Genomic DNA, 22,758 nt, shown 5'->3' on the forward strand with positions numbered 1-22,758 from the left:
GTATGAGCTTTTTACAAATACGTAACGTTTCTCACTGCTTTTTTGCAAAAGAAAATGCCAAACTTATTCTTGAAGATATGAGTTTGCAAGTAGACGAAGGCGAATTTATTTCAATCCTTGGTCCAAGTGGTTGCGGAAAAACAACGCTCCTCTCCATCATCGCAGGGCTACTCGATCCAATTGAAGGTATCGTATTTTTAGATGGTGAACCGATTACAACTAAGACCCCATCTATGGGCTATATGCTCCAGCAAGATTACTTGTTTCCTTGGAAAACAATTGAAGAAAATATTATGCTCGGACTTCATATTCGGAAGGTTTATGATGAAAATACGAAAGAACATACATTAAAGCTTTTAAAACAAGTCGGCCTATATGATATAGAACAGCAATACCCTCGTGAACTATCCGGTGGTATGCGCCAACGTGCTGCACTCGTTCGAACATTAGCGACCGACCCAAAAATTTTATTGTTAGATGAACCATTTTCCGCTCTTGATTATCAAACAAAATTAAAACTAGAAGATCTCGTCTTCACATTACTACGTAACTATAAGAAAACATCCCTACTTGTGACACATGATATTGAAGAAGCAATTGCGATGAGTGATCGTATTTATTTACTGCAGGCGAACCCTGGAAAAATCGCAAAAACGTTCATCGTCCCAGAAAGTATCCGTTCCTTATCGCCGTTAGAAGCACGCCACCACCATGACTTCCCATCCCTCTTCCAAGAAATATGGAAGGAGCTGGAACGAATTGGATAATATAAAACAACTACATGAACAGTTTCGAAAAAAAGAAAGACAACATGCATGGTTAGCTCGCTCTTTACAACTTGTACTTCTTGTTCTTTTCTTTGCACTATGGGAAATAGCTAGTAAAAAAGAATGGATTGATCCTTTACTCTTTAGCTCTCCTTCAAGTATTTGGGATCTCTTTTTAACGAAATGGATTGACGGTTCACTTTGGGTCCACATATGGACGACATTACTTGAAACAGGAGTAGGCTTCATTCTCGGAACTGTACTCGGAGCTATTATTGCTACTCTCCTTTGGTGGATGCCACTTTTGGCCCGCGTACTTGATCCTTATCTCGTCGTCCTAAATGCAATGCCAAAAGTTGCACTCGGTCCAATCATCATTGTTATTTTCGGTCCAAATATTTCATCCTCTATCGCAATGGGGGTAATCATCTCTATCATCATTACCATTCTCGTTATTTACAGCGCATTTCAAGAAGTCGATTCCAACTATATTAAGGTCATGGACACATTCGGCGCAAATAAATGGCAATGCTATAAGCACGTTATTCTCCCTTCATCTTTCCCTGCAATTATTTCAACGTTAAAAGTGAATGTTGGCTTATCATGGGTCGGTGTTATTTTCGGGGAACTCCTCGTTTCTAAACAAGGACTTGGCTATTTAATTAGCTACGGATTCCAAGTCTTTAACTTCACACTCGTCTTGCTCAGTGTATTGCTCACTTGCGTCCTCGCAACTCTTATGTATGTATTTGTCGAGGCATTTGAAAAACTCCTTATTGGAAAACGAAAAAAAAGCTGACTTAGAGCGATATGCTAGAGTCAGCTTCTTTCTCTTACCTTTTATCACACATTTTCGAATCGTCTGCAATATTCCCATTAGCAACCGTAACTGTATGGAAACAATCTTTCACACGCACCGTAACGACATTATCTTTTCGATCAATAATATGATAATCATTAAACTCTTTATTTAATGCACTACGAATTTGCTCCCCTTCAAAAATCGGAAAACCGTGAGACATTACCCAAATGAGACCAGCAACAGCAAGAATCGTTTTCATACGTTTCATTACCTCCTCGAGAGTAAACTTATAGCCCCTATACTATGCGCATTATAATTGTGTCTAATTTGTGACGTTTTTATACTAATTCTATTTTAATGATTCAGTTCCTTCTTCTTTTTTTAAAAAAGACAGAATTTTCAATTTTATCAACATAAAGAAACGCAAAGAACTATAATTCTTCACGTTTTCCCTTGGCTAAAATATATCGAACACATAATTCGCATTAGTGTCCACTTGGTTGTTCTATCGTTTTCGAAACATCATATAATCCCGCTAACACTTCCGCTCTCATTTTTACAAGCTCGGGGAATTGATAGAAAAAGACAATTTTTTTATATTTTAATTCTGTTCCTTCTTTCACCTTTTTTGAATCTTGTAAAATAAACGCTGTAAATGTATCCGCAATATCCTCTGCTACATTTGTCGTCCCATACAGTGAAACAAACTCACCATGCTTTTCCTTAAAAAATTCAATTTGAGCTTCTTCGCTTTCTTCCACTTTCTTTTCTGTCCACTCCTGGTCAATTGGTTTCCAGAAAGAATTATAAAATTGATTTATATAAGAGCTCTCCTTCGCACATCCTTCTTGTAAGAAAAGAGATTTACATTTATTTTGGTATGATGAAATATCTTTATCTTCTTCAAAAGCCTTTAAGTACTTTTCATTTACTGGTATTTGTTTATGTCCCAGCGTCAATACGTGAGCCGTCTCATGTATTAATGTTTTCATCACTTGATCGATATTTACTGCAGAATCAAGCGTATCTAAACTAATGGTCCACTCTTTCGGATACTCCATACTTGGCATAACATGAGCCACAATTCCATCGTATCCATCTGTTACCATATCAAACTCTTTTATGTCAGTTCGATACTTAGCAGGAATAATCGTGCTATACATCTCCCATAACGATTCATGATAATCCCTATCTTGACGTTGCTTTAATACTTCTTCTTTCGCGTCCTTATCCTCCGCAAAAGCCTTATTCAATCGTTTGCGATCTAGTTTATCGAAATAAGGATCTACAATTTCATCACCATCGATATAATAAGAAGCTAAAAAGAAATAATTTTCATCATCCTTTTTTTTCATTTCTGCTTCTTTCATATCGTTACTTGAATGTCCTTCTAAATCATAATCCTCTAGTACTTCAAGTTCTGAAAGTCCATCTATCTTTTTATATACTTTTTGAAGTGTTTTATCACCTATTTGTGTGCATTCTTCTGTCGTTTCGCACACATCTTTTTTCTCTCTTTTCGAAGTTTGCTCCGACATATCACATCCAGCTACTAAGCCCGTTGAAATCATAAAACACATTAACTTGCCATACAGTTTCTTCATACGCACCTCCATTATTCCATTCTACAAAAATATCATAATCATTTTTTAACGAATATGCGATAATTAATTATAAAAGCTGTATGGAGGTTTCCCATGATTCGAGCAGTCTTATTTGACTTAGATGGAACACTATTAGATCGTCGCCAATCTCTAGAGCAATTTATTCGTGATCAATATAATCGCTTCGCCTTTCATTTGATAAACATAGAAAAATTCGAGTATTGCTCTCGTTTTCTCGAACTCGACAATAATGGTTACACGTGGAAAGATAAGGTATATTCCACTCTCCTTTGCGAATACAACATTACCACTTTAACGCAAGAGCAACTGCTGCACGACTACATTACAAACTTCCAACATCATTGTATTCCTTTCCAAAACATGCATGAATTACTTCAACAACTAACTCAGCGAAACATTAAAATTGGTATTATTACAAACGGCTTTACTAAATTTCAGATGAGCAACCTTCGAGCACTAAACATACATACGTATACAAACACAATTTTCATTTCAGAAGCAGAAGGAATGAAAAAACCACATCCTGAGATTTTCGAACGAGCTTTGCAAAAGCTAAACGTAAAAGCAGAAGAATGCCTTTACGTTGGAGACCATCCAGAAAATGACGTAATAGGAGCTGAACAAATAGGCATTCTTGGCGTTTGGAAGAGAGATTCATTTTGGGGTGACTTTGAACATTCACGTGTGGTGGATGATTTATTAGAGGTGCTTTCGTTTTTAGAGGTGGAGAGAAAAACAAGACGATAGTAAATGAAATTTCACTTTATCAGCGATTCAACAAGAAACATCGGCTTACCGACAAAAGCTGACAAACAAAAAAGAGGCCATTTTTCAAAAGTGCCTCCTCTTCCTTTATTATTCATATACTGTAAACTGCGGTTTGCTCGGATGATCTTTAACTAGCGCATCATCTGGAAACTTTGAAACTTTTTTATATAAAGCAATGTCACCGATACAACCTGCTGCTAGTAGAATCCCTAAAAATGAGAGTGGCTCCAGATTCATAGCTAATCCCAATACAATTGGTAAAATTCCAGTTGGTAAAAACGGAAGCATTAACACTGTCTTCATTTGCTTTACTGTAATCACCTGTTTAGAATGAGCATATGCAGCACCTAATTTCCAATTGACGCCCCATTTTAGTTCACTCCACGGAACACCTCCGATATAACGAAATCCAATTAAATGTATTGCCTCATGAATACAAACGAGAATAATCATTCCAATAATCAAAAGAAACATAATCGGCAATGTAATTTCAATTTGAAACTCGCCTGAAAAAAGCGCATGTAAATAACCAATTCCAATCGCCAGAGCAAATATTATAAAAAATGAATAAATATTTAATTTAACCATTGAAACAGAGACAGTTGTTTCTTTTCTGTTATCCACCTTTTCACCTCCTAAAATGTAAATATATCTTTACAAAATTGTATAATATACCCAAAGTAATATAAAGATATATTTACATTTTGAACATAAAAAAAGAAACCGGCCATTTTACTTCGTAAAACAGCCGATTTCTTCTATATGTTTCATCGTACGCGCTAATACATCATCGCGCATAATAAAGCTAAATTTTCTATCAGTTTTAATATTATCAGGAATGTCTTTTAATAAAACAGACCCTTTCGTTTCTTCGTAATGCGTATGTTGCTCTACCGCACTAATTGTTGCAAAATAAATGTTTTTAATGATTATTTTGTCTTTTCCGGATACTTTGTATTGCCCTAAGTAAGTTAAATCAGAAACTATGCCGCCGGTTTCCTCATGAACTTCTCGAACTGCCGCTTCTTCCGGTGTTTCCTCGAGTTCTACTTTACCACCTGGAAATTCAAGACCACGGCGTAAATGATGCGTTAATAACCATTGATCCCCGTACCGGCATACAACCCAAACATGCTTTGGCTCAGGAGAAAATGGGTAACGTTCAAACGATAATTGTACAGTGTTGTGGTAATAATCTTTAAATTTGTACATGCCATTACTCCCCTATTGATGATTACAAGTTTTTCCTACCACAAATTGTAGCATATTCTCGCTTTTCTGCATAATATTATCCAATTACAATCCATTGATTATTCCCATTTGTGCGACTAATTCTTTCGTTTCATGATTCCCTAGATCATAAATCATTTTATATGCTTTTTGTAGTTGTTCATCATATCGATCATTATTCGAATCGTGATGATACTCAACGAATGGAACGTGGGAGCGTACATATGAACCTAAGTCCTCTTCATACGCTTGATCAAAATACTCTCTTAACTCCGTAATCTCTTCGTCATTTGCATAAATTTCAAAATTATACGTATCCGCCGTCTTCACTTGCGAAATTTGACCATTTCCAACTGATATATAATATGTTTTTTTATTCTCCATGTAACACCCTTCTTTCATCCTTTTAATTTCTATTGTTTTCATCAATTACAAAATTATGTAAAATAAAGAAAAGGAGGGATTTCATGCTCAAAATATTAATTATCGGCATTATAATCGTACTGATCATATTAGTACTCTCCGTTATGACGATTAATAAAGGCTACGCATATAAACATTCTGTTGATAAGCCCGACGATAACCCTTACTCGAAAAATAATAAGGAGGAATCATAGTATGCTTCGTATACTTCGCATCGCAATCGCACTCACTGTGATAATTATGTCGGCAATTGGGCTCTATACAGGTCAAAATAACTTTCTACCACTTTCACAATTTCTATTAGGAGCTTTAATGTTTCTCATCGCAATTGAGCAAATAAAAAAGAAGGATTCAGGAACCGGGTTTATTTGCATTGTTGCTGGTGCTTTCATTTGGCTTGTTTTTATCATTACCTACATAAAATAGAGGAGGGTCTTTTATGCTGAAAGGATTACGGATTACTTTATCACTTATTGCTTTATCTATAGCAATCTATAGCTTTTTTACTGGTAATAGGGAAATCATGCCTTATATGTTCATCTTTTTAGGGGGGATGGCTTTCATTATTAGTATAGAGGAAATCTTGAAACAGCAAAAAGGTGGTAGCATACTTGCTCTGTTAGGAGGAGCTGTTGCTTTATTTCTTGGCTTCTCAGAAATATTTCGATAAATAGTCTCTTTAAAGGAGGAATTCGATGCTAACTGGAATACGCTATTTTTTCATGCTTCTCACAATCTCTCTTTGCACTTATTCTCTTGCTACCGATAATTTCACACTTCTCCCATACATGCAATTTGCTCTCAGTTGTTTCTTTATTCTTCTAGGAATTAATGAACTGAAATCCGGAAGAAAATCAATGGGTATCTCGCATTTTTTCGTTTCTATTCTTATGCTCTTCATTGTAATATCGAACTACCTTCGTTACATGTAGAATGAAACTTTAAATACCAACTACGAACTGTTATTACATTGAAGGCTAATTTAAAACTACAAGAAGATAGGTGGTAGTATGCTAAAAACATTTCGCATCATATCCGCTCTTATTGTCATCTCTCTCGCTCTATATGGAATATCTACAAACCCGCTTGTTACGATGCCCTATATGCTTATTGCCTTATCTATTATGACTTTCATCATGAGCGCAGAAGAAAAACAGAAAGGAAAGAAAGTACATAGTACACTCTCCTTCTTTTCTGGCGTATTTACTTTAATCGTCGCTATTATAATTATTATCTCCAGGTAACTAACTCTTTCTACTTAAAAGGGGCTAAAATGCACATAAAACAAATACAACTAATCATCGTTTTTATTACTTTAATTCTATGTTTATACAGCACATTTACAATGAACTTTCAAATCTTTTCACCTATCATTTTGTTTCTCTTTAGTTTGTATGGCATTTTAGTAGGAATTAAGACGATTCAAAAGCATTAAAAGCAAATTGGAGCTATTAGCATCGGTTTAAGTATGTTTGCCATTATTTTTGTTATTCCATTTATACTGCTCTTCTAAAGGAGGATTCCATGTTAAAAAACATTCAAATTATAATAGTGACTATCGCTCTTATTCTCGCCCTATTTAGCCTCTTTGCAAACTTCTCTATGCTTTTACCATTCGTATATATCCTTTTAAGTATTATGTTTATCCTTTTTGGAATTGATGAAATAAAAGAGCGACAAAAAGCAAAAGCATTTGTTTATTTTCTCTGTTCTGTCTTTATTTTATATGTTGGAGTGTCTAGTATACTTTCATAAAAGAAGAGCAAGTTTTCTCTTAACAAAATAAAAAAAACTGCCCTTTCACAGGCAGTTTTTCATTCTTATCCAAATACTTTCTCAAGTTCATCTTTATCTTGGCTTAACCAGAAGTTCATTAAGCGTTGTGCTCCTTCTAAGTCGTGAAGCTTCGCTTGGCCACATTGTGTTTCATTTGCAGCTGGAATTTCTGTAATTTGAACCGCATCTTTTAATGTTAGTTCTAATAAATCAATAATTTCACGAACTGTCGGTGTCCCGCTTACTACAAGGTAATACCCTGTTTGGCAGCCCATTGGTGAAATATCGATAATATCAAAATGCGGATAACGATCAATATATTTACGTAAATTAAATGCTAATAAATGTTCTAACGTATGAATAACATCTGGTTTCATTGCTTGTTTATTCGGTTGGCAAAAACGAATATCGAATTTATTTACAATACCGTCACTACCTACGTTGTGAACTCCGCAATGTCTTACATAAGGCGCCTTTACAATCGTATGATCTAATTCAAAGCTTTCTACTGATGGCATACAACATCTCTCCCGCTTTTAATTTAATTCCGTTATATCCAATATGATATAACGGAAATGCACATTAGTAAAGTATTATGTACTGTCGTGCTATAATACTTTAAGACTATGCTGAAAAGGAGACCATTATGAAACAGATTTTTATCGGTATTATACGCTTTTATCAAAAGTTCATTTCTCCGATGACACCGCCAACGTGCCGCTTTCATCCGACTTGCTCTCATTATGGATTAGAAGCGTTTCAAAAACACGGTGCCTTCAAAGGATTTTGGCTTACATGTAAGCGTATATTAAAATGTCACCCTTTCCATCCAGGAGGATTTGATCCTGTCCCAGATAAAAAGGATGACAAAGTAAATTCTTAATTGTCGTAACCATTTACAACTAAATCTAATTTTCCTGTGTCAGGATCTATAACAAGACCGTGAACAGGTACTTCTTCCGGAAGTAACGGATGGTTGCGGAGTATTGACACACTATGTTCTACACTTTCTTCTACACTAGAGAACCCTTGTAAGAATCTTTCTAAATCGATTCCAGAATAACGAAGTGTATCTAATTTCTCTTCTGTTACGCCGCGCTCTTTCATTTTTTCAATTGTACTGCTTGCTTGAATTTTCGCCATACCACAATCATGATGACCGACAACACATACTTCATCAGCTCCAAGCTCATATACAGCGACTAAAATACTACGCATAATACTTCCGAATGGATGTGAAATAACAGCGCCTGCTACTTTAATAATTTTCACATCACCGTTACGCATATTCATTGCTTTCGGTAATAATTCAACAAGACGAGTATCCATACAAGAGATAATTACCATTTTTTTATTTGGAAATTTTCCTGTTTCATACTCTTCGTATTTTTTCTCTTCAACGAATTTTTCATTGTATTGTAAAATCTCTTCTAATGACTTCATAGTAAAGAACCCTCTTTTCTCTCATTTACATTACATATGTAGTGTACCAAAATTTGAAAAACTCAAAAAGGATATTGCTTTATAGTAAAAAAAGGATATTTTCAGATAATCGACATAATTCTTTCAAAATATACACACACCTTTGTAACAAGTCTCACATACTTTAAACGTTTTTTCACTATAAACTGATTGTAGATAATGTAAAAAAGGAGTGAATATTTATTATGTCCGACGTTCTGTTACTAAGTCGTTTTCAATTTGCAATTACTATTTTTTATCACTTTTTATTTGTACCTTTGACAATCGGACTTGTTATTTTAGTAGCATGTATGGAAACTCAATACGCCCGCACATTGAATCCAACATACCACAAAATGGCAAATTTCTGGGGAAAACTTTTTACAATTAACTTCGTAATGGGGATTATAACTGGGATTACGATGGAATTCCAATTTGGAACAAACTGGTCTGAGTACTCCAAATATATGGGGGATATTTTCGGATCACCTCTCGCAATCGAAGCACTCGTTGCCTTCTTCTTAGAATCTACTTTCATGGGAATATGGTTATTCGGTAAAGACAAAATCTCACCAAAATTCCGTGCTTTCTGTATGTGGATGGTTGCACTTGGAACAAATATTTCTGCCCTTTGGATTATTACTGCAAACGGATTCATGCAAAATCCTGTTGGGTACGTAGTACGTAACGGCCGCGCTGAATTAAATGACTTCTGGGCACTTGTTACAAATCCATATGCATGGAATATGTTCTTCCACACTGTAATTGGTTGTTATATTGTCGGTGCTTTCTTCGTTATGGCAATTAGTGCATATCACTTACTACGTAAAAACGAAGTGGAATTCTTCAAAAAATCATTTAAATTTGGTTTAATGTTAGGTTTATTCGCCGCAACAATTACACCATTTATGGGCCATCAATCCGGTGTATCAGCTGCTAAATATCAACCAGCAAAAGGAGCTGCGATGGAAGCTGTTTGGGAAACCGGAAAAGGACAAGGCTTCTCAATCATTCAAATTCCTGATGTGAAAAATGAAAAAAACTTTGAACTACTTACTATTCCAAAGCTCGGAAGTTTCTTCTATACAAACTCATTTGATGGAGAAATTGTTGGTTTAAAAGATATTCCAAAAGAAGATCGTCCAAATGTTAACCTCGTGTACTATAGCTTCCGCTTAATGGTTGCACTTGGCATGTTCTTTATGGCATTAACTTGGTACGGTTTCTATTTAAACCGAAAAGGAAAACTAGAAAACTCAAAACGTTATTTAAAAATTACAATGTGGTCTGTTTTACTTCCATATATCGCAATTAATGCTGGCTGGATTGTCGCTGAAGTAGGTCGTCAACCGTGGACAGTTTATAAACTAATGCGTACAGCAGAATCCGTGTCACCTATATCAGTTCCACAAATTTGGTTCTCATTAATTAGTTTAATATTGTTCTACACTTTACTCTTAATTGCAGACGTATACTTAATGCTGAAGTTCGCGAAAAAAGGACCCGCTGCATTAGAAGAACCTGCTACTGAAGGAGGTGCGGCTCATGTCTCATGATATGCTTGCAATTATCTGGTTCGGTTTATGGGGCGTAATTTGGACAGTGTACTTCATTCTTGATGGCTACGCACTCGGTAACGGAATGATTTTCCCATTCGTTGCGAAAGACCGACAAGAACGAAATCAATTACAAGAAGCTATCGGCCCGTTCTGGGGTGGTAATGAAGTATGGTTAATTACAGCTGGTGGTGCAACATTTGCTGCCTTTCCAGTCACATATGCAAATATGTTTAGCTACCTATATACACCACTATTTTTAGTATTACTTGCACTATTTGCTCGTGCCGCTGGACTTGAATTTATGCATAAAGACGATTCACCAATTTGGCAAAAAACTTGTAAATGGGCATTTACAAGTGGTAGTTTCCTAATCGCCTTCTTATTCGGTGTTACATTCGCTAACCTGTATTACGGGCTGCAAATCGGAAAAGATGGTTATGAAGGAACTTTACTTAGCTTACTAAACCATTATGGTATTTTAGGCGGTCTTTTCTTCACTGCTATATTCGTCGTATCTGGTGCCCTTTGGATTATGATTAAAACAACTGGCGAAGTATCTGATCGTGCTTATAAAATTGCAAGACCATTTTCAATGGCAGCTGCTATCATTTTAGCTATCTTCTATGTCGCAACTGCAAATCGTACAAATTTATTCCAAAACTTCACGGAATATCCTGTACTATTCATTCTTCCAGTACTTGCAATGTTAATGAGTGTACTCACACTTATTATGGTGTACAAACATAAAATCGGCCTTGCATTCACATTCGTTTGCTTAACAATCGCAATGTTTATGACAACTGGTTTTGCAGGTATGTTCCCAAGAATGTTACCATCTCGTATTAACGACGCTTATAGTACAACGTTATACAACGCAGCTGGTAGTCAATTAAATTTAAAAATTATGTTCTTCGTTGCAATGGTCATGGTACCAATCGTTATTGGATATCAACTTTGGAGCTACAGCATATTTAAAAATAAAATTCATAAAGACTCTGCTAAAGGATATCACTAAAATGAAAAAGACACTTCGTTTGAAGTGTCTTTTTTATTTTACGTATGATTTTCGATAAGATGTTACATTTCTAATCTAACAACTACGATAAAGAAGAATCACTAACAGCTCACAACTAAATTGTATCACAGGGCAAGCACATCATTTTATGCAATTTTACATATAAAAATTATAACGTAGATTGAATTACTTGGTCATACACATCGTTATCCGTTACATCTGCCGTACTAATACCACTGAATGTCCTCACATTTAATCCGGTATTTGAAGATCCCGATCCATTATAAGCTTTCGTTTTTTCAATTGGATGTACGTTATATTTATCACCTAAGTTAATTGTCCCGTTACAGTTCTCAATAATAACCCCTTCCACAATAGCTGGCATTTTATCACCTACTTTCATTTCGTTACTTTTATTTTATGAACATCGCCTACAAAAATAGCATGTTTCAATAAGAAAAAGCACTCAAATTGAGTGCTTTTTCTCTAAGCATTAATGGCAAGTTTGGAGACAGTTGACTTCTTCAAAATTTTATTAGGGGTAATATTTTGAAAAAGAAAGCCTTTCATATGTAGCTTAACACCGCTGGAATATATAGTAAATTGATAATCTTTATACGGAAGATTGCTAATGTTTAGTATAGATAGTTTGCACTACGTTAATAGTGGAAATTATCTATACTAAGAAACAAAAAGACGCCTTTCAAGAAGACGTCCTTTCCCCTGTTTATATATACCCCATCCCGCTTTTTGTAAACACACACTAGAAAACAGAATCATGAATTGTTACAAGATTGTTAGGTACAAAAGAGTAGAAATAAATATTAATATAAAATTCTGCTTTATAGCGTGTATCCACAACTTATATTTTAATCCTCTTCCCTTGAAAATAAACATAATATGCATAATTACATACCAAAAAGAAAAAGACACTCCACAGAGTGCCTCTTCAACCATTTTACTTTTAATATATCGCCTTGAATACATTTTAACATATGTATCCATATATTTTATTAAGAAAATTCGAAATCCTTTTTCTTTCATTTCCAATTATAAAATCATGTAATATAGAATGTAGGTCAAATTATTATACAAATTGAGGTGTACTATATTTATGTATTTCGGAATTATTCCTCTTACATTGTTTATTATTTTTCTTATCTCTTACTTAAAAGATCCACGGAAAATAATAAACGGTTTTTTATTTAATGCCTTTTTCTGTTCTTTCCTTATTTTTTGCACTATTACATCCTATGATTCAGGCAATAATACCCTGCATTCAATCATATTGCTACCTATTTTAGCACTTATCATTATGATTCCTTTTGGTATTATCGCTTTAATGTTTGGATTATTTCTGAATGCTAGAATTTTAATGAAACGAGAAGGAAGACGTTTCACTAACTGTTTAACACTCATTGCTGCTTTAGGTATTTTATTCTTTATGTTACTCCCTATTATAAATCCAGCAAGTTTGTTCTCATCACATTTCCAGCCTATTTTCGCTGGTATTTCTCTTATAACTGTATATTTCTTTATACACTTATCTAACTTCTTAACTGCTTATTTTTTATACCAATTCAACAGACCAAGGCGTAATCAAGATTTCATCATCGTTCTTGGTAGTGGCTTAATTAATGACAAAGTGCCACCTTTACTTGCAAGTCGTATTAATAAAGCGATCGACTTTTACTGGAAACAAGCCGCTGTGAATACACCACCAACAATTATTTTCTCTGGTGGACAAGGTCCAGATGAAGGGCTTCCGGAAGCAGAAGCGATGCAAAAGTACGCTGTTGAAAAAGGAATTCCGCTTGAACATACAGTGCAAGAAAATCGCTCTGTAAACACATATCAAAATATGTCGTTCTCTAAAGAAATTATGGATTCTTTAAATCCTGAAGGTAAGTATAGAAGTATTTTTACAACGAATAATTTCCACCTTTTCCGTGCTGGTATATATGCAAAACAAGCTGGTCTTAATAGCCAAGGGATCGGATCAAAAACTGCATTTTATTACTGGCCTAATGCAATGATTCGCGAATATGTCGCAATTGTTGTGATGGGACGTAAACGTCATATGAAAGTTTGCGGAACGGTTTTAGGATTTGCTTTATTCGTATCCGTGCTTAGTTTTATTGTTTCTTAATAACTAAAAAAATGCCCCTTTTCATGAAAGAGGGGCATTTTTTAGTTAAATAATTAACATAAACGCATACAGAACATTAATAATTCCAGAAACAACTCCTATGATAGCAAACACTTTACTAGTCCCTGTCACCTTTTTATTTAAACCTAATATAGAAAAAACGATAGCTATAATGCCAACAAGTCCCCACAAATTAATAAAACAAGATATTAATCCTGTTATAAAACCAACTAATGAAAACACCTCTATATCACTATTTGAATGACGATTTACTGGATTTCCCTTAACTGCTGCATAACTAAGACTCTCTCCACACTGTCCACAAAACTTATTACCATCGTTCGTTTCATTTCCACATTTCGCGTACAGTATCTCACAGAATCCCTCCTTAAGATCAACGTCCCAAGTGTACATATCCATACTGTTCATTCCCACTTGTTTATATCAAATTATGACCACTCACTTATCAGCTACAGGCGTATTTAAATTAATAATATGGTGATAATATCCCCTGCATACATCCATTAAAGGAGAATTTTTTCAAATTAAATGTTAAAATGGAGTTTAGGTGTGAATTACGTAACAAATAAGAAACTAGTTTGAAACGAGGAAATTACATGGAGAAAATTATCAGAAACAAGCCCAATAAGCTAAAAATCGCTTCAAAAGCTTTGATGATTATTATTGGGGCATTTATCACAGCGTACGGATTAGAATCGGTATTAATTCCAAATAACGTATCAGACGGTGGTGTGACTGGTTTAAGTATCGTTAGTTCAAGATTATTTGGATTGCCATTAGGAGCTCTAATCGCAGTTATTAACATTCCTTTCGTTTGGTTAGGATATAAACAAATTGGTAAAAGTTTTGCAATTTATTCTATTATCGGGATTGCTTCATTAGCAATAGGTACCGTTGTCATGCACGGAATACCAATTATTATTGAAGGTGATACATTACTCGTTACAGTTGTTGGTGGTATTATTATCGGTTTTGGTATGGGACTAGCATTACGTAACGGCGGCGCATTAGATGGAATCGATATGCTAGCTGTATTACTTTCTCGTAAGTTACCTTTTGGAACAAGTGACCTTATTTTATTCTTAAATATGTTTGTCTTTATTTTTGTTTCAACAGTATTTGGTCTTCAAGGGGCTATCCTTTCGGCAATTGCTTACTTTATCGCTTCGAAAGTGATTCATATCGTTGAAGTTGGTTTAAGTGGTTCGAAAACATTTAAAATCATCACGAAAGAGCCTGAATTAATGGTAGAAACAATTCGCGATCGTTTAGGCCGAAGCGCAACGTATAACGAAGTATACGGTGGTTATTCAAGAGAGAAATTCAAAGAAATTTCTTGTGTAATTAACCGTTTAGAAGAAAGTAAAATGAAGGACCTGATTAATGAAATCGATCCTAATGCCTTTATTACAGTTTATGACGTAGCTGAAGTAAAAGGCGGTAACTTTAAGAAACGTGATATTCATTAATCATTATGAAAAAAGAGGCTGTGCCAAAATTTTGGTGCAGCCTCTTCTTATTATTAAAATCAATATTCCTTGTCGAATCGTTGATATATTTTACTCCCCCCATCTTCCCCCGCTTTTAATCCAATCGACGTATTTTTGAAAAGCGGGCACTTCATGCTGAAAGCGAAGCGGAATATATAGAAAGAGAGTACATGTACATAGTATCCATAGAATACCAACTACAAAGTGAAATTTCATCGTTGTACTAATAAACAAACTGAGGAATAATACGAGGAATATGATTAAACTAAATCTTTTATACATGGTCATAATATTCCCTCCTTATTCATTAATTGTACCAGCTGCAAGGAATTAATTTCCATAATAAAAAGACCGAAAAGCAAATTCCACTTTTCGGTCTCTATACTATCTTCTCTTCATAATTTTCCCTGAACCGCCAACCCTTGTTTTCGGGGGCGACGTATTCTTTGGTGGGGTTTTAATGGATGATTTCGGCTTCACATCAGATCCACTCGAGCCACCCGGATTTTTCGTAATTTTCCCCTTGCTTCCGGTAGAAGGCGGTGGCGTCGTTTTACTTCCTTTTTCCGTAATACTTCCTTTATCACCTACAGATGATTTCGGATCTACATTATCGCCTCGCTTAATAATAGATCCTTTCCCTTCCTTCGTAATTGGAGGCGGGGTTTTCTTTTCCTCTTTCGTAGGTGGTCTTTCCGGGATCACCGGTTTATGATTTTGTCTGTCATTATATCCGCGATAATCACCGTATGATGATTTGCGTGAACCGAATATATCGTTTAATATACTCCCCATAATATATCCTTGTAAGAAGGATGGTTGGTAATTTTGACGGACAAATTCTTCATTGCTTATTTCAATTAACGTATCAGATGGTTTCTCTTTATCCTTTTGTAAATTATACATTTTATCAGAATAAACGAGGAACATTTGATTTTCGTCTTCTTTAGATGCTTGCTTCGGTTTCCTTTCGGCTATAAGTTCCTTTGCAACTTCAGGAACTGACCGATTGGCGGCCCTATACACGTAAGATTCTTGTTTACCATCCTTTGCGACAGACTCTAGTGGGTAACGGTCCTGAATTGACTTCGCCTGACCACTTTGACAGCCCGATAAAGCATAACCGGCAATAACAAGTAATGTAACGATAGCAAGTATAGGGATCACGAACGATTTAATCATGGTAAACAATCGGTTTGACATGATTACGCCCCCCTTATGTTGCTCTTATGATTTGTACATCAGCAGGAATAATTGCTTCTCCCTCATACATCATTGTGCGACCATTTTGCCATTCAACACGTAATAATTTGCGGTTATCAGATTGGAATTCCCATACGTACTGTTCTTCTGAAGCAGCGAATGGTGTTTTCCCCATAACAACAACACGTCCATTATATTGTTCTTCCATATGATACTCTATATCATCCATTTCAATCGTCGTCGGAATTTCATCGATTGAATCTAAACGACCATCAATCGGTGTATACAATTTGTAATACGTATTTTCACGGTCTTCGATTTTCAAATAACGAATATCTTTCCCATCCTGCAAAGTTAAAATAATCTCCTTGCGAGAATGCATGCTCGTTTTCCCAGTTAATTCGTACATGACTAACGAGACTTCAATCATATCGCCAGGAGCCAACGTTAAAAGACTCTTTTCTGGCTTCGGCGGCTCCGGACTCTTCATTATATTTTTAATACGTTTAAATAAACTCACAATCTACCCCTCCTTTTCTCTTTATAAACAAGCACCTAAAATAAGTGCACCAACGATATGTAACGAACCAGCTAACAACGCATGTGCTACGCTGCCTTCTTTCGTTCCTTCTTCTAAATCTAAACCAGACATTTTCTTTAACACAAACTCAATGAACATTTCTACAATTAATAAAATAACGAATGAAACTGCTGAGGCAAGAAGTGCTTGCCATAAGTCATTCGCTTTCGTTATAGATTGAGATAAAATGTACCCTTGCGCGAATAATTTCATAACGAAACGCGTTGTCACTGCTGTATTTCCATTTTTCATCTCTTTTAAATCATTGTATTTTGTAAAAATCGAATCAACCCACATAATTGCAAATAAAAGTACCGCACTCGCTCCAGTCCATACAAGCATAGCTAAAACATTCATCCACGTCATTACAAAACCTCCTCTAAAAAAGTAAAGTGAAACTTTAATCAGTGGGGAGTTTTCCATCCCCTACTGATTATTAGTTGAACCAATCGGGCATTTACGGGCAGTCGATCTCCCACCATTCACAAAATGTTGAGGTGGGAGTCTTACTGCCCGTTAATGCGGGGTAATAGAAAACCGACATGAATTCTCTTCAGACATGTCGGTTTCTTTGTCTATTCTATATTATTTCTCGTACTGCTTCATAATACGAGCTAATTCATCGTCAACAACAGAATTTTTGTTTAAGCTTGCGAATTCATCATCTAACGACTTTTCTTTCTTGTAAATTTCACCGCTTGCTTCTGCTTCAGCCTCTAATTGAAGTGCTTTCTCTTCCATACGGCTTAAACCAGCTTTTGCTGAATTTGAATCAAATCCAGACATCGCCTGATTAATATTCTTTTGTGCTTTCGCTGCATTTACACGTGCAACAAGTGTTTCACGTTTATTTTTCAGCTCTGTTAATTGCTTACGCATTTCTTCTAGCTTAAGACGAAGGTTATCAGCAGCTGCTTTGTTTTGCTCATAGCTCGCTTTATACTCATTCATCTTTTGCTCTGCATTTTGTTTTTCTTCAAGAGCACGACGCGCAAGGTCAAGATTGCTTGCTTGAACAGCCATATGAGCTTGCTCTTCACGTTTTTTCACAAGTGCTTCTTGCTCTTCAAATAATATTTTGAATTTCTTCTCAAGTGCAATTTGAGCTGCTACACTTTTCTCAGCTTCTTGTACATCCGCTTGCATATCGCGTAAATATTGATCCGTCATCTTAACTGGATCTTCCGCTTTTTCAATTAATGAATATACATTCGACATTGTTAAATCTCGTAATCGTTTAAATACAGACATTCTAATTCCTCCTATGACTTACCTCATATTTCAAATTCACTACTTGGAAAACTGAAAAATCTCCCTTAACAGTAAAGAATATTCATTTTTACAGCCTATGTGTTTATTATAACAAAACTAATATGTCCTTACATGTTATTTCCAAAATACAGCCAATATAATATGACATTCTAGATAAAACATTGTATTCCTAATATATTCTCATTAATCCTCTTCAGAATTGACATATTTTTATGCACTTTCACTAAATTACATTATTGTAATGTTACTGTAAGCTAACTCGATAGTTACGTTTCAATATTTCTTATACACTAATACCAGAAGCAACAAACAAGCTTCTCATAATTTCAGGACTAATACAAAAAATGTATTTACTATAAAACATATAAAAGGAGCAATCATCATGAAAAAATTAGTAGGAATCGGATTAGCAGCAGCAATTTCATTCGGAGCATTATCAGGTTGTTCTTTATTAGGAGAAAAAGCGAACGGCTTTGTACTATACGGAACAGATGAGCAAATTCAACAAGTTACAGATAAAAATAAAAAAGAAGTGAAAGAAAAAGACTTCTATAAAATGAAAATGACAACATTAGAGGGTAAAAAAGTTCTTGTAATGGATAAGAAAACTGGTGAAGAACTGGTGAAAAAAGAATTACTTAGCAAAGTTGATAAAAACGATGATACAAAACCACTTGATAAATTACCAGCTGTAACAACAGAAGAAGGCGTGTTATTTGCAAAAGAGAAAGTAGAAAATGCTACACTTGATGGGGCAAAATTAAAATACGAAGGCAACACAATTATCGGAAGTGGCCGTGCATATGCAGACATGTTCGCAATTGTTGACGATGCAACTTATGGAAATGTAAAAGGTGATGAAAAATCTGTTGGTGTATTAAAATTCGATAAAGACCCTAGTAAAGAATTCCCTGGTTACAACGGAGTAGAAGCTTCTCAGCTTGTAAAAATTAAAAAGTAAACAAAAAAGCTTTGCGAAATTCGCAAAGCTTTTTTCTATTTATGAGCAATTTGCTCCATATCTGGACTACAAGTTTGCGACTGACATGACTTACTTAAAGAGCATGCTGCGCATTTTCCCTTTTTACTTCTCTTTACAAAATTAACTAACGTATATGCTGCATAACCAAAAATGATAGCTCCAATTATAATATTGACCATCACCGCGATACATCTCCTTCTAGAATCCGAGTAAGGACCCAACTTGGTATATAATGAGCGTTAATACATAAGCAACAACGAGCGGATAAACGACAGAGAAAACTGTCCATTTCATCGATCCTGTTTCACGTTTAATAACAGCTACTGTCGCTAAGCACGGAACATATAATAAAATAAAGAACATAAATGCATAGGCTGATAGCGCAGTATAATGTGCTCCCATTACATTTCCTAGCACATCTTCTTTAACCGCATAAATAATTGCCATCGTAGAAACGACAACTTCTTTCGCTAAAAATCCTGTTAAAAGGGATGCCGCAGCTTGCCACGTTCCAAAACCGAGCGGTGCAAAAAGTGGTGCAATAAATCCACCAATCATCGCTAAGAAACTGTCTCCCATATCAACACCAAATCCTGATGGACCTGCATAGTTTAATAACCAAATGACAACAGAACCACCGAAGATGAATGTACCTGCTTTACGAACAAATCCTTTACCTTTCTCCCACGTGCTGAGCCATAACGTTTTTGCTTGTGGCACACGGTAAGGCGGTAGCTCAATTACAAAAATAGATTTTTCCGCTTTTAAAATAGTAAGTGACATAATTTTTGTAACGAGTAATGCAAGAACAATACCTGCAATGTATAAAGAGAACACAACAGTCGCTTGACTATTAGGGAAGAATACTCCCGCAAATAATGCATATACAGGTAAACGTGCTGAACAAGACATAAATGGTGTTACAAGAACGGTAAGTAATCTTTCTTTTTCTTGTTCAATCGTTCTCGCTGCCATAATACCTGGAACGTTACATCCAAAGCCGATAATCATCGGAATGAACGCTTTTCCGTTTAAACCGAAAAACTCCATAATTCTATCCATAACAACTGCAATTCGTGCCATATATCCCGAGTCTTCTAATAATGAAATGAAAAAGAATAGTGCAAAGATTTGTGGAACGAATACTAATACCGCACCAACACCAGCAATAATACCTTCTGTAACGAGTGCTTGAATAAAGTCAGAAGCCCCAACACTTGTGAGCCCAGCTGTAACCCAATCAGTAAGTTGTCCGCCAAAAAATCCATCAAGCATATCAGATAAAGGTGTACCAATCCACGTAAACGTAACCTGAAAAATAAAAAACATAACTGCTAAAAAGATTGGAAGTCCTAAAATTTTATGTGTAATTAACCTGTCAATTTTTTCTGAAAAAGGAATTTTCCCTTCTTTCTCATGTTGCATAACATTTGTTTTTAACTTTTCAATATACGCTTCACGAGTCTTGTAAATGTGCTCTTCCAACGTACAATCAAGTTTTCCATCTAAACGAGATCGAATGGCTATAAGTTCCTTATAAATTGGTAATGCTTTCATTTCTTTTTCTACTACTTCGTTATTGCTTAAAAATTGAAGGGCTAACCATCTCGGATGCTCATAATTCGCTGTCTCTAAAAGAGCGATTACCTCTCCAATTCCTTCATCCATTTGTACACCATATGAAATAATGAATGGCTTTTTCTCTTTTTGTTTCTCTTCATGAAGAGTAGTAAGTAATTCTTCACAGCCTTTTCCGGTTCTTGCGATGACAGGAACGACTGTTACACCTAATATTTCTGATAGCCTTTTTACATTAATCACAATTCCTCTTTGCTTTGCCACATCAATCATATTTAAACCAATTGAAACGGGCTTACCAAATTCAAGTAATTGCAATGTTAAATGCATATTTCGCTCAAATTGAGAAGAATCCACTATATTTAACATATGATGAAATTCATCTGTTAGTAGAAAATTCGTAACGACACCTTCATCACGTGAAACTGGATTCAAATCATAAACGCCTGGTAAATCAATTAATGTTCCTTGCTTATCTTTTAATTTACCAACCTTCTTTTCTACTGTTACACCGCTCCAGTTTCCTACATATTCATAAGAACCAGTAAGTGCATTAAATAATGATGTTTTCCCTGTATTCGGATTCCCTAGCAAAGCAACCTTATTCACGCTAATTCCACCTTTATCATTTTCGCGTCACAATGACGAATACTAATTAACTGTCCACGACACTCCAATGTACAAGGACCTTTAAACATCGCTTTCTGTTTCAAGCGAAGTTCGCTTCCTTCCGCGAGACCGAAAGCAGCTAGTCTACGCTTTAATAACTGATCTAAAGACTGAATACTTTTTACTAATACTTTCTCGCCAATTTTAATATCTACTAAGCTCATAACCTTCCCCCTCAGAAGAGAATGATAATTATTTTCAGGAAAATTATATCATACTCTATTTCAATTGGACTATACCCTTTTGCTTCATATTTATTAACATTTCGCTACAATTCTATTTCAATAATTGTCATACGGTATTCATTTGCCATTCTCATCCATTTCGCTTACAATGAACAATAGCAAATAAAGAATCTCGTTATCACAGGGGGAGCCTTACCGCTGAGAGGGAACAATTCGTTCCGACCCTTTGAACCTGTTAGTTAATGCTAACGCAGGAATTGTGCAAACGTCCGAAATACACACCTCTTTTTTTATTTACGTATTTCGTATCCTCCTATGATATCTATTCTTTTTTTGCAACTTGGATTTAGGGGGAGACAACATGCGTAACACCAATTTACAAGCGATGATCGAATCTGCTATTCTTGCAGCCTTCGCCTTGGTCATCGATATTTTACCACTTTCAATCAAAATATCAGCAACAGGCGGTTCCATCTCATTCGCTATGATTCCTATCTTTATTATCGCATACCGCTGGGGCTTCAAAATGGCTTTCTTAGGAGGCTTAATTTGGGGATTATTACAAATTGTCGTAGGCGATGCCATTATCGTCACACCAATTCAAGTAATCATTGAATACTTCGTTGCTTTCGCATTCATTGGATTTGCTGGTTTATTCTATCGTCCAATTCAAAAAGCACTTCTAGCATCTAATAAGAATGGAAACGAACAATCAAACTTAAGTAGCCGTAAAGATAAGCCTTCATCAAAACAAAACCAAGGAAAGAAAGTAATTGGATACATTATCATTGCTACTTTTATCGGTAGTCTAGCTCGTTACTTCTGTCACTTTATTGCCGGTATTATTTTCTGGGGACAATATGCACCGAAAGGTCAATCAGCTATTCTATATTCTTTAATATTTAACGGTAGCACAATGATTGGTTCCTATATTCTATGTACCGTTTTACTTATATTTTTATTTATCACTTCACCAAGATTATTCAAAAGCATGAGTGCTTATCAAATAAATTCACAAAAAAAGGGCGCTTAACTTAGCGCTCTTTTTTCACATCGTAATATCAATTAAAAATACAATAAATGCACAAAAGAAAATAAATACCATTATACTTAGCCAATTGCTATGCACGGTTCATCGACTCCTTACATAACCTCATTTTCTATTCAAAGTATACTGTTTAGAAATAAAGATTAGGTAAAGAT

32 protein-coding genes, 1 pseudogene and 1 riboswitch are annotated in these 22,758 nt (G+C 35.4%); of the genes and pseudogenes, 16 read left to right on the plus strand and 17 right to left on the minus strand.

Annotation, left to right across the window (positions count from 1 at the left end; genetic code table 11):
- The first annotated feature begins 2 nt into the window (after positions 1-2).
- Together CQ058_RS19510 and CQ058_RS19515 are read left to right on the plus strand one after the other, a co-directional pair.
- Positions 3-767, plus strand: a complete 765-nt coding sequence (locus CQ058_RS19510) for an ABC transporter ATP-binding protein (RefSeq protein ID WP_002190985.1) — start codon at positions 3-5, stop codon at positions 765-767.
- Positions 760-1,566: an ABC transporter permease gene (locus CQ058_RS19515; RefSeq protein ID WP_002138764.1), complete on the plus strand. Its 807-nt coding sequence runs from the start codon at positions 760-762 to the stop codon at positions 1,564-1,566. Before CQ058_RS19510 ends, CQ058_RS19515 begins: the two co-directional genes overlap by 8 nt.
- Before the next feature lie 34 nt (positions 1,567-1,600).
- Here the strand turns inward: CQ058_RS19515 and CQ058_RS19520 are convergent, their stop codons facing one another.
- Both CQ058_RS19520 and CQ058_RS19525 read right to left on the minus strand, forming a co-directional pair.
- Positions 1,601-1,828 carry a hypothetical protein gene (locus CQ058_RS19520; protein ID WP_002129567.1) on the minus strand — a complete coding sequence of 76 codons (228 nt, stop codon included), beginning with the start codon at positions 1,826-1,828 and terminating at the stop codon, positions 1,601-1,603.
- Positions 1,829-2,054: 226 nt separating this feature from the next.
- The gene (locus CQ058_RS19525) at positions 2,055-3,173 is read right to left on the minus strand and encodes a hypothetical protein (protein WP_002190988.1); all 1,119 of its coding nucleotides are present in this window, start codon (positions 3,171-3,173) and stop codon (positions 2,055-2,057) included.
- A 93-nt stretch (positions 3,174-3,266) separates the two neighbouring features.
- Between CQ058_RS19525 and CQ058_RS19530 the strand changes: the two genes are divergently transcribed.
- Positions 3,267-3,941: an HAD family hydrolase gene (locus tag CQ058_RS19530; protein ID WP_105589933.1), complete on the plus strand. Its 675-nt coding sequence runs from the start codon at positions 3,267-3,269 to the stop codon at positions 3,939-3,941.
- A 108-nt stretch (positions 3,942-4,049) separates the two neighbouring features.
- Here CQ058_RS19530 and CQ058_RS19535 read toward each other — a convergent pair whose 3' ends face one another.
- From CQ058_RS19535 to CQ058_RS19545, 3 genes are all read right to left on the minus strand, one after another.
- Positions 4,050-4,586 carry a DUF3267 domain-containing protein gene (locus CQ058_RS19535; RefSeq protein ID WP_002190990.1) on the minus strand — a complete coding sequence of 179 codons (537 nt, stop codon included), beginning with the start codon at positions 4,584-4,586 and terminating at the stop codon, positions 4,050-4,052.
- Between the two features lie 108 nt (positions 4,587-4,694).
- On the minus strand, positions 4,695-5,174 hold the full coding sequence (gene mutTA / locus CQ058_RS19540) for an antimutator 8-oxo-(dGTP/GTP)ase (protein ID WP_105589934.1): 480 nt from the start codon (positions 5,172-5,174) through the stop codon (positions 4,695-4,697).
- A gap of 84 nt (positions 5,175-5,258) precedes the next feature.
- Entirely contained in the window at positions 5,259-5,576 is a 318-nt protein-coding gene (locus CQ058_RS19545) for a hypothetical protein (RefSeq protein ID WP_002089150.1), read from the minus strand.
- An 83-nt stretch (positions 5,577-5,659) separates the two neighbouring features.
- On the opposite strand from CQ058_RS19545, the gene ytzI reads away from it, so the two are divergent.
- The 6 genes and pseudogenes from ytzI (at position 5,660) to CQ058_RS19580 (ending at position 7,370) form a co-directional block, all read left to right on the plus strand.
- Complete coding sequence (gene ytzI, locus CQ058_RS19550) at positions 5,660-5,809, plus strand: YtzI protein (protein WP_002143497.1); 150 nt, start codon at positions 5,660-5,662, stop codon at positions 5,807-5,809.
- 1 nt (position 5,810) lies between these two features.
- Positions 5,811-6,041 carry a DUF3953 domain-containing protein gene (locus CQ058_RS19555; protein ID WP_002190991.1) on the plus strand — a complete coding sequence of 77 codons (231 nt, stop codon included), beginning with the start codon at positions 5,811-5,813 and terminating at the stop codon, positions 6,039-6,041.
- 13 nt (positions 6,042-6,054) lie between these two features.
- Positions 6,055-6,285: a YczI family protein gene (locus tag CQ058_RS19560; protein WP_002190993.1), complete on the plus strand. Its 231-nt coding sequence runs from the start codon at positions 6,055-6,057 to the stop codon at positions 6,283-6,285.
- A 340-nt stretch (positions 6,286-6,625) separates the two neighbouring features.
- Positions 6,626-6,859 (plus strand): hypothetical protein, encoded by a 234-nt coding sequence (locus CQ058_RS19570; RefSeq protein ID WP_002129577.1) that lies wholly within the window; start codon positions 6,626-6,628, stop codon positions 6,857-6,859.
- 29 nt (positions 6,860-6,888) lie between these two features.
- Positions 6,889-7,128: pseudogene (locus tag CQ058_RS32740) on the plus strand (hypothetical protein).
- Positions 7,129-7,139: 11 nt separating this feature from the next.
- Complete coding sequence (locus tag CQ058_RS19580) at positions 7,140-7,370, plus strand: DUF3953 domain-containing protein (RefSeq protein WP_002190994.1); 231 nt, start codon at positions 7,140-7,142, stop codon at positions 7,368-7,370.
- 65 nt (positions 7,371-7,435) lie between these two features.
- On the opposite strand, the gene luxS is transcribed toward CQ058_RS19580, so the two are convergent.
- Positions 7,436-7,909 (minus strand): S-ribosylhomocysteine lyase LuxS, encoded by a 474-nt coding sequence (luxS, locus tag CQ058_RS19585; protein WP_001141371.1) that lies wholly within the window; start codon positions 7,907-7,909, stop codon positions 7,436-7,438.
- A 128-nt stretch (positions 7,910-8,037) separates the two neighbouring features.
- Between luxS and yidD the strand changes: the two genes are divergently transcribed.
- Entirely contained in the window at positions 8,038-8,274 is a 237-nt protein-coding gene (gene yidD / locus CQ058_RS19590) for a membrane protein insertion efficiency factor YidD (protein ID WP_002112460.1), read from the plus strand.
- Here the strand turns inward: yidD and CQ058_RS19595 are convergent.
- Positions 8,271-8,834 carry a beta-class carbonic anhydrase gene (locus tag CQ058_RS19595; protein WP_002015742.1) on the minus strand — a complete coding sequence of 188 codons (564 nt, stop codon included), beginning with the start codon at positions 8,832-8,834 and terminating at the stop codon, positions 8,271-8,273. The two genes, yidD and CQ058_RS19595, sit on opposite strands and share 4 nt — an antisense overlap.
- 224 nt (positions 8,835-9,058) lie before the next feature.
- On the opposite strand from CQ058_RS19595, the gene cydA reads away from it, so the two are divergent.
- Positions 9,059-10,408, plus strand: coding sequence for a cytochrome ubiquinol oxidase subunit I (gene cydA, locus CQ058_RS19600; protein WP_105589935.1), 1,350 nt, complete (start codon positions 9,059-9,061; stop codon positions 10,406-10,408).
- Positions 10,398-11,426: a cytochrome d ubiquinol oxidase subunit II gene (gene cydB, locus CQ058_RS19605; protein ID WP_002190996.1), complete on the plus strand. Its 1,029-nt coding sequence runs from the start codon at positions 10,398-10,400 to the stop codon at positions 11,424-11,426. Before cydA ends, cydB begins: the two co-directional genes overlap by 11 nt.
- Positions 11,427-11,595: 169 nt before the next feature.
- Here cydB and CQ058_RS19610 read toward each other — a convergent pair whose 3' ends face one another.
- Positions 11,596-11,829, minus strand: coding sequence for a spore germination protein (locus tag CQ058_RS19610; protein WP_002015747.1), 234 nt, complete (start codon positions 11,827-11,829; stop codon positions 11,596-11,598).
- Positions 11,830-12,540: 711 nt separating this feature from the next.
- Between CQ058_RS19610 and CQ058_RS19615 the strand changes: the two genes are divergently transcribed.
- Positions 12,541-13,575 carry a YdcF family protein gene (locus CQ058_RS19615; RefSeq protein WP_002190999.1) on the plus strand — a complete coding sequence of 345 codons (1,035 nt, stop codon included), beginning with the start codon at positions 12,541-12,543 and terminating at the stop codon, positions 13,573-13,575.
- Positions 13,576-13,620: 45 nt separating this feature from the next.
- Here CQ058_RS19615 and CQ058_RS19620 read toward each other — a convergent pair whose 3' ends face one another.
- Positions 13,621-13,995, minus strand: a complete 375-nt coding sequence (locus CQ058_RS19620; protein WP_078176447.1) for a zinc ribbon domain-containing protein — start codon at positions 13,993-13,995, stop codon at positions 13,621-13,623.
- 197 nt (positions 13,996-14,192) lie between these two features.
- Between CQ058_RS19620 and CQ058_RS19625 the strand changes: the two genes are divergently transcribed.
- Positions 14,193-15,065, plus strand: a complete 873-nt coding sequence (locus tag CQ058_RS19625; protein WP_002191001.1) for a YitT family protein — start codon at positions 14,193-14,195, stop codon at positions 15,063-15,065.
- A 90-nt stretch (positions 15,066-15,155) separates the two neighbouring features.
- Here the strand turns inward: CQ058_RS19625 and CQ058_RS19630 are convergent, their stop codons facing one another.
- The 5 genes from CQ058_RS19630 to CQ058_RS19650 all read right to left on the minus strand — a co-directional run bounded on the left by CQ058_RS19630 (position 15,156) and on the right by CQ058_RS19650 (position 18,120).
- The gene (locus CQ058_RS19630; RefSeq protein ID WP_002191002.1) at positions 15,156-15,374 is read right to left on the minus strand and encodes a hypothetical protein; all 219 of its coding nucleotides are present in this window, start codon (positions 15,372-15,374) and stop codon (positions 15,156-15,158) included.
- A gap of 96 nt (positions 15,375-15,470) precedes the next feature.
- Positions 15,471-16,289: a DUF4247 domain-containing protein gene (locus tag CQ058_RS19635; RefSeq protein WP_002129590.1), complete on the minus strand. Its 819-nt coding sequence runs from the start codon at positions 16,287-16,289 to the stop codon at positions 15,471-15,473.
- 13 nt (positions 16,290-16,302) lie between these two features.
- Positions 16,303-16,809 (minus strand): DUF4178 domain-containing protein, encoded by a 507-nt coding sequence (locus CQ058_RS19640; protein WP_002191003.1) that lies wholly within the window; start codon positions 16,807-16,809, stop codon positions 16,303-16,305.
- Between the two features lie 21 nt (positions 16,810-16,830).
- The gene (locus CQ058_RS19645) at positions 16,831-17,235 is read right to left on the minus strand and encodes a DUF350 domain-containing protein (protein ID WP_002089172.1); all 405 of its coding nucleotides are present in this window, start codon (positions 17,233-17,235) and stop codon (positions 16,831-16,833) included.
- Positions 17,236-17,454: 219 nt separating this feature from the next.
- Positions 17,455-18,120: a PspA/IM30 family protein gene (locus tag CQ058_RS19650; RefSeq protein WP_002015754.1), complete on the minus strand. Its 666-nt coding sequence runs from the start codon at positions 18,118-18,120 to the stop codon at positions 17,455-17,457.
- A 403-nt stretch (positions 18,121-18,523) separates the two neighbouring features.
- Between CQ058_RS19650 and CQ058_RS19655 the strand changes: the two genes are divergently transcribed.
- Positions 18,524-19,102 (plus strand): lipoprotein BA_5634 family protein, encoded by a 579-nt coding sequence (locus tag CQ058_RS19655; RefSeq protein ID WP_002129594.1) that lies wholly within the window; start codon positions 18,524-18,526, stop codon positions 19,100-19,102.
- 35 nt (positions 19,103-19,137) lie between these two features.
- On the opposite strand, the gene CQ058_RS19660 is transcribed toward CQ058_RS19655, so the two are convergent.
- The 3 genes from CQ058_RS19660 to CQ058_RS19670 are packed head-to-tail and all read right to left on the minus strand — an operon-like array spanning position 19,138 to position 21,534.
- A complete protein-coding gene (locus tag CQ058_RS19660; RefSeq protein ID WP_000989601.1) occupies positions 19,138-19,305 on the minus strand; it encodes a FeoB-associated Cys-rich membrane protein in 168 nt (55 codons plus the stop codon).
- Between the two features lie 16 nt (positions 19,306-19,321).
- Positions 19,322-21,310: a ferrous iron transport protein B gene (gene feoB, locus CQ058_RS19665; protein WP_002167503.1), complete on the minus strand. Its 1,989-nt coding sequence runs from the start codon at positions 21,308-21,310 to the stop codon at positions 19,322-19,324.
- A complete protein-coding gene (locus CQ058_RS19670; RefSeq protein WP_000060512.1) occupies positions 21,307-21,534 on the minus strand; it encodes a FeoA family protein in 228 nt (75 codons plus the stop codon). The genes feoB and CQ058_RS19670 overlap by 4 nt, the downstream gene beginning before the upstream one ends.
- 194 nt (positions 21,535-21,728) lie before the next feature.
- Positions 21,729-21,830: riboswitch (TPP riboswitch) on the plus strand.
- 86 nt (positions 21,831-21,916) lie between these two features.
- Here CQ058_RS19670 and CQ058_RS19675 point away from each other — a divergent pair.
- Complete coding sequence (locus CQ058_RS19675) at positions 21,917-22,588, plus strand: energy-coupled thiamine transporter ThiT (RefSeq protein WP_002015759.1); 672 nt, start codon at positions 21,917-21,919, stop codon at positions 22,586-22,588.
- Positions 22,589-22,758 lie beyond the last annotated feature (170 nt).

The organism is Bacillus sp. MYb56, assembly GCF_002976445.1.
Lineage (GTDB): Bacteria > Bacillota > Bacilli > Bacillales > Bacillaceae_G > Bacillus_A > Bacillus_A mycoides.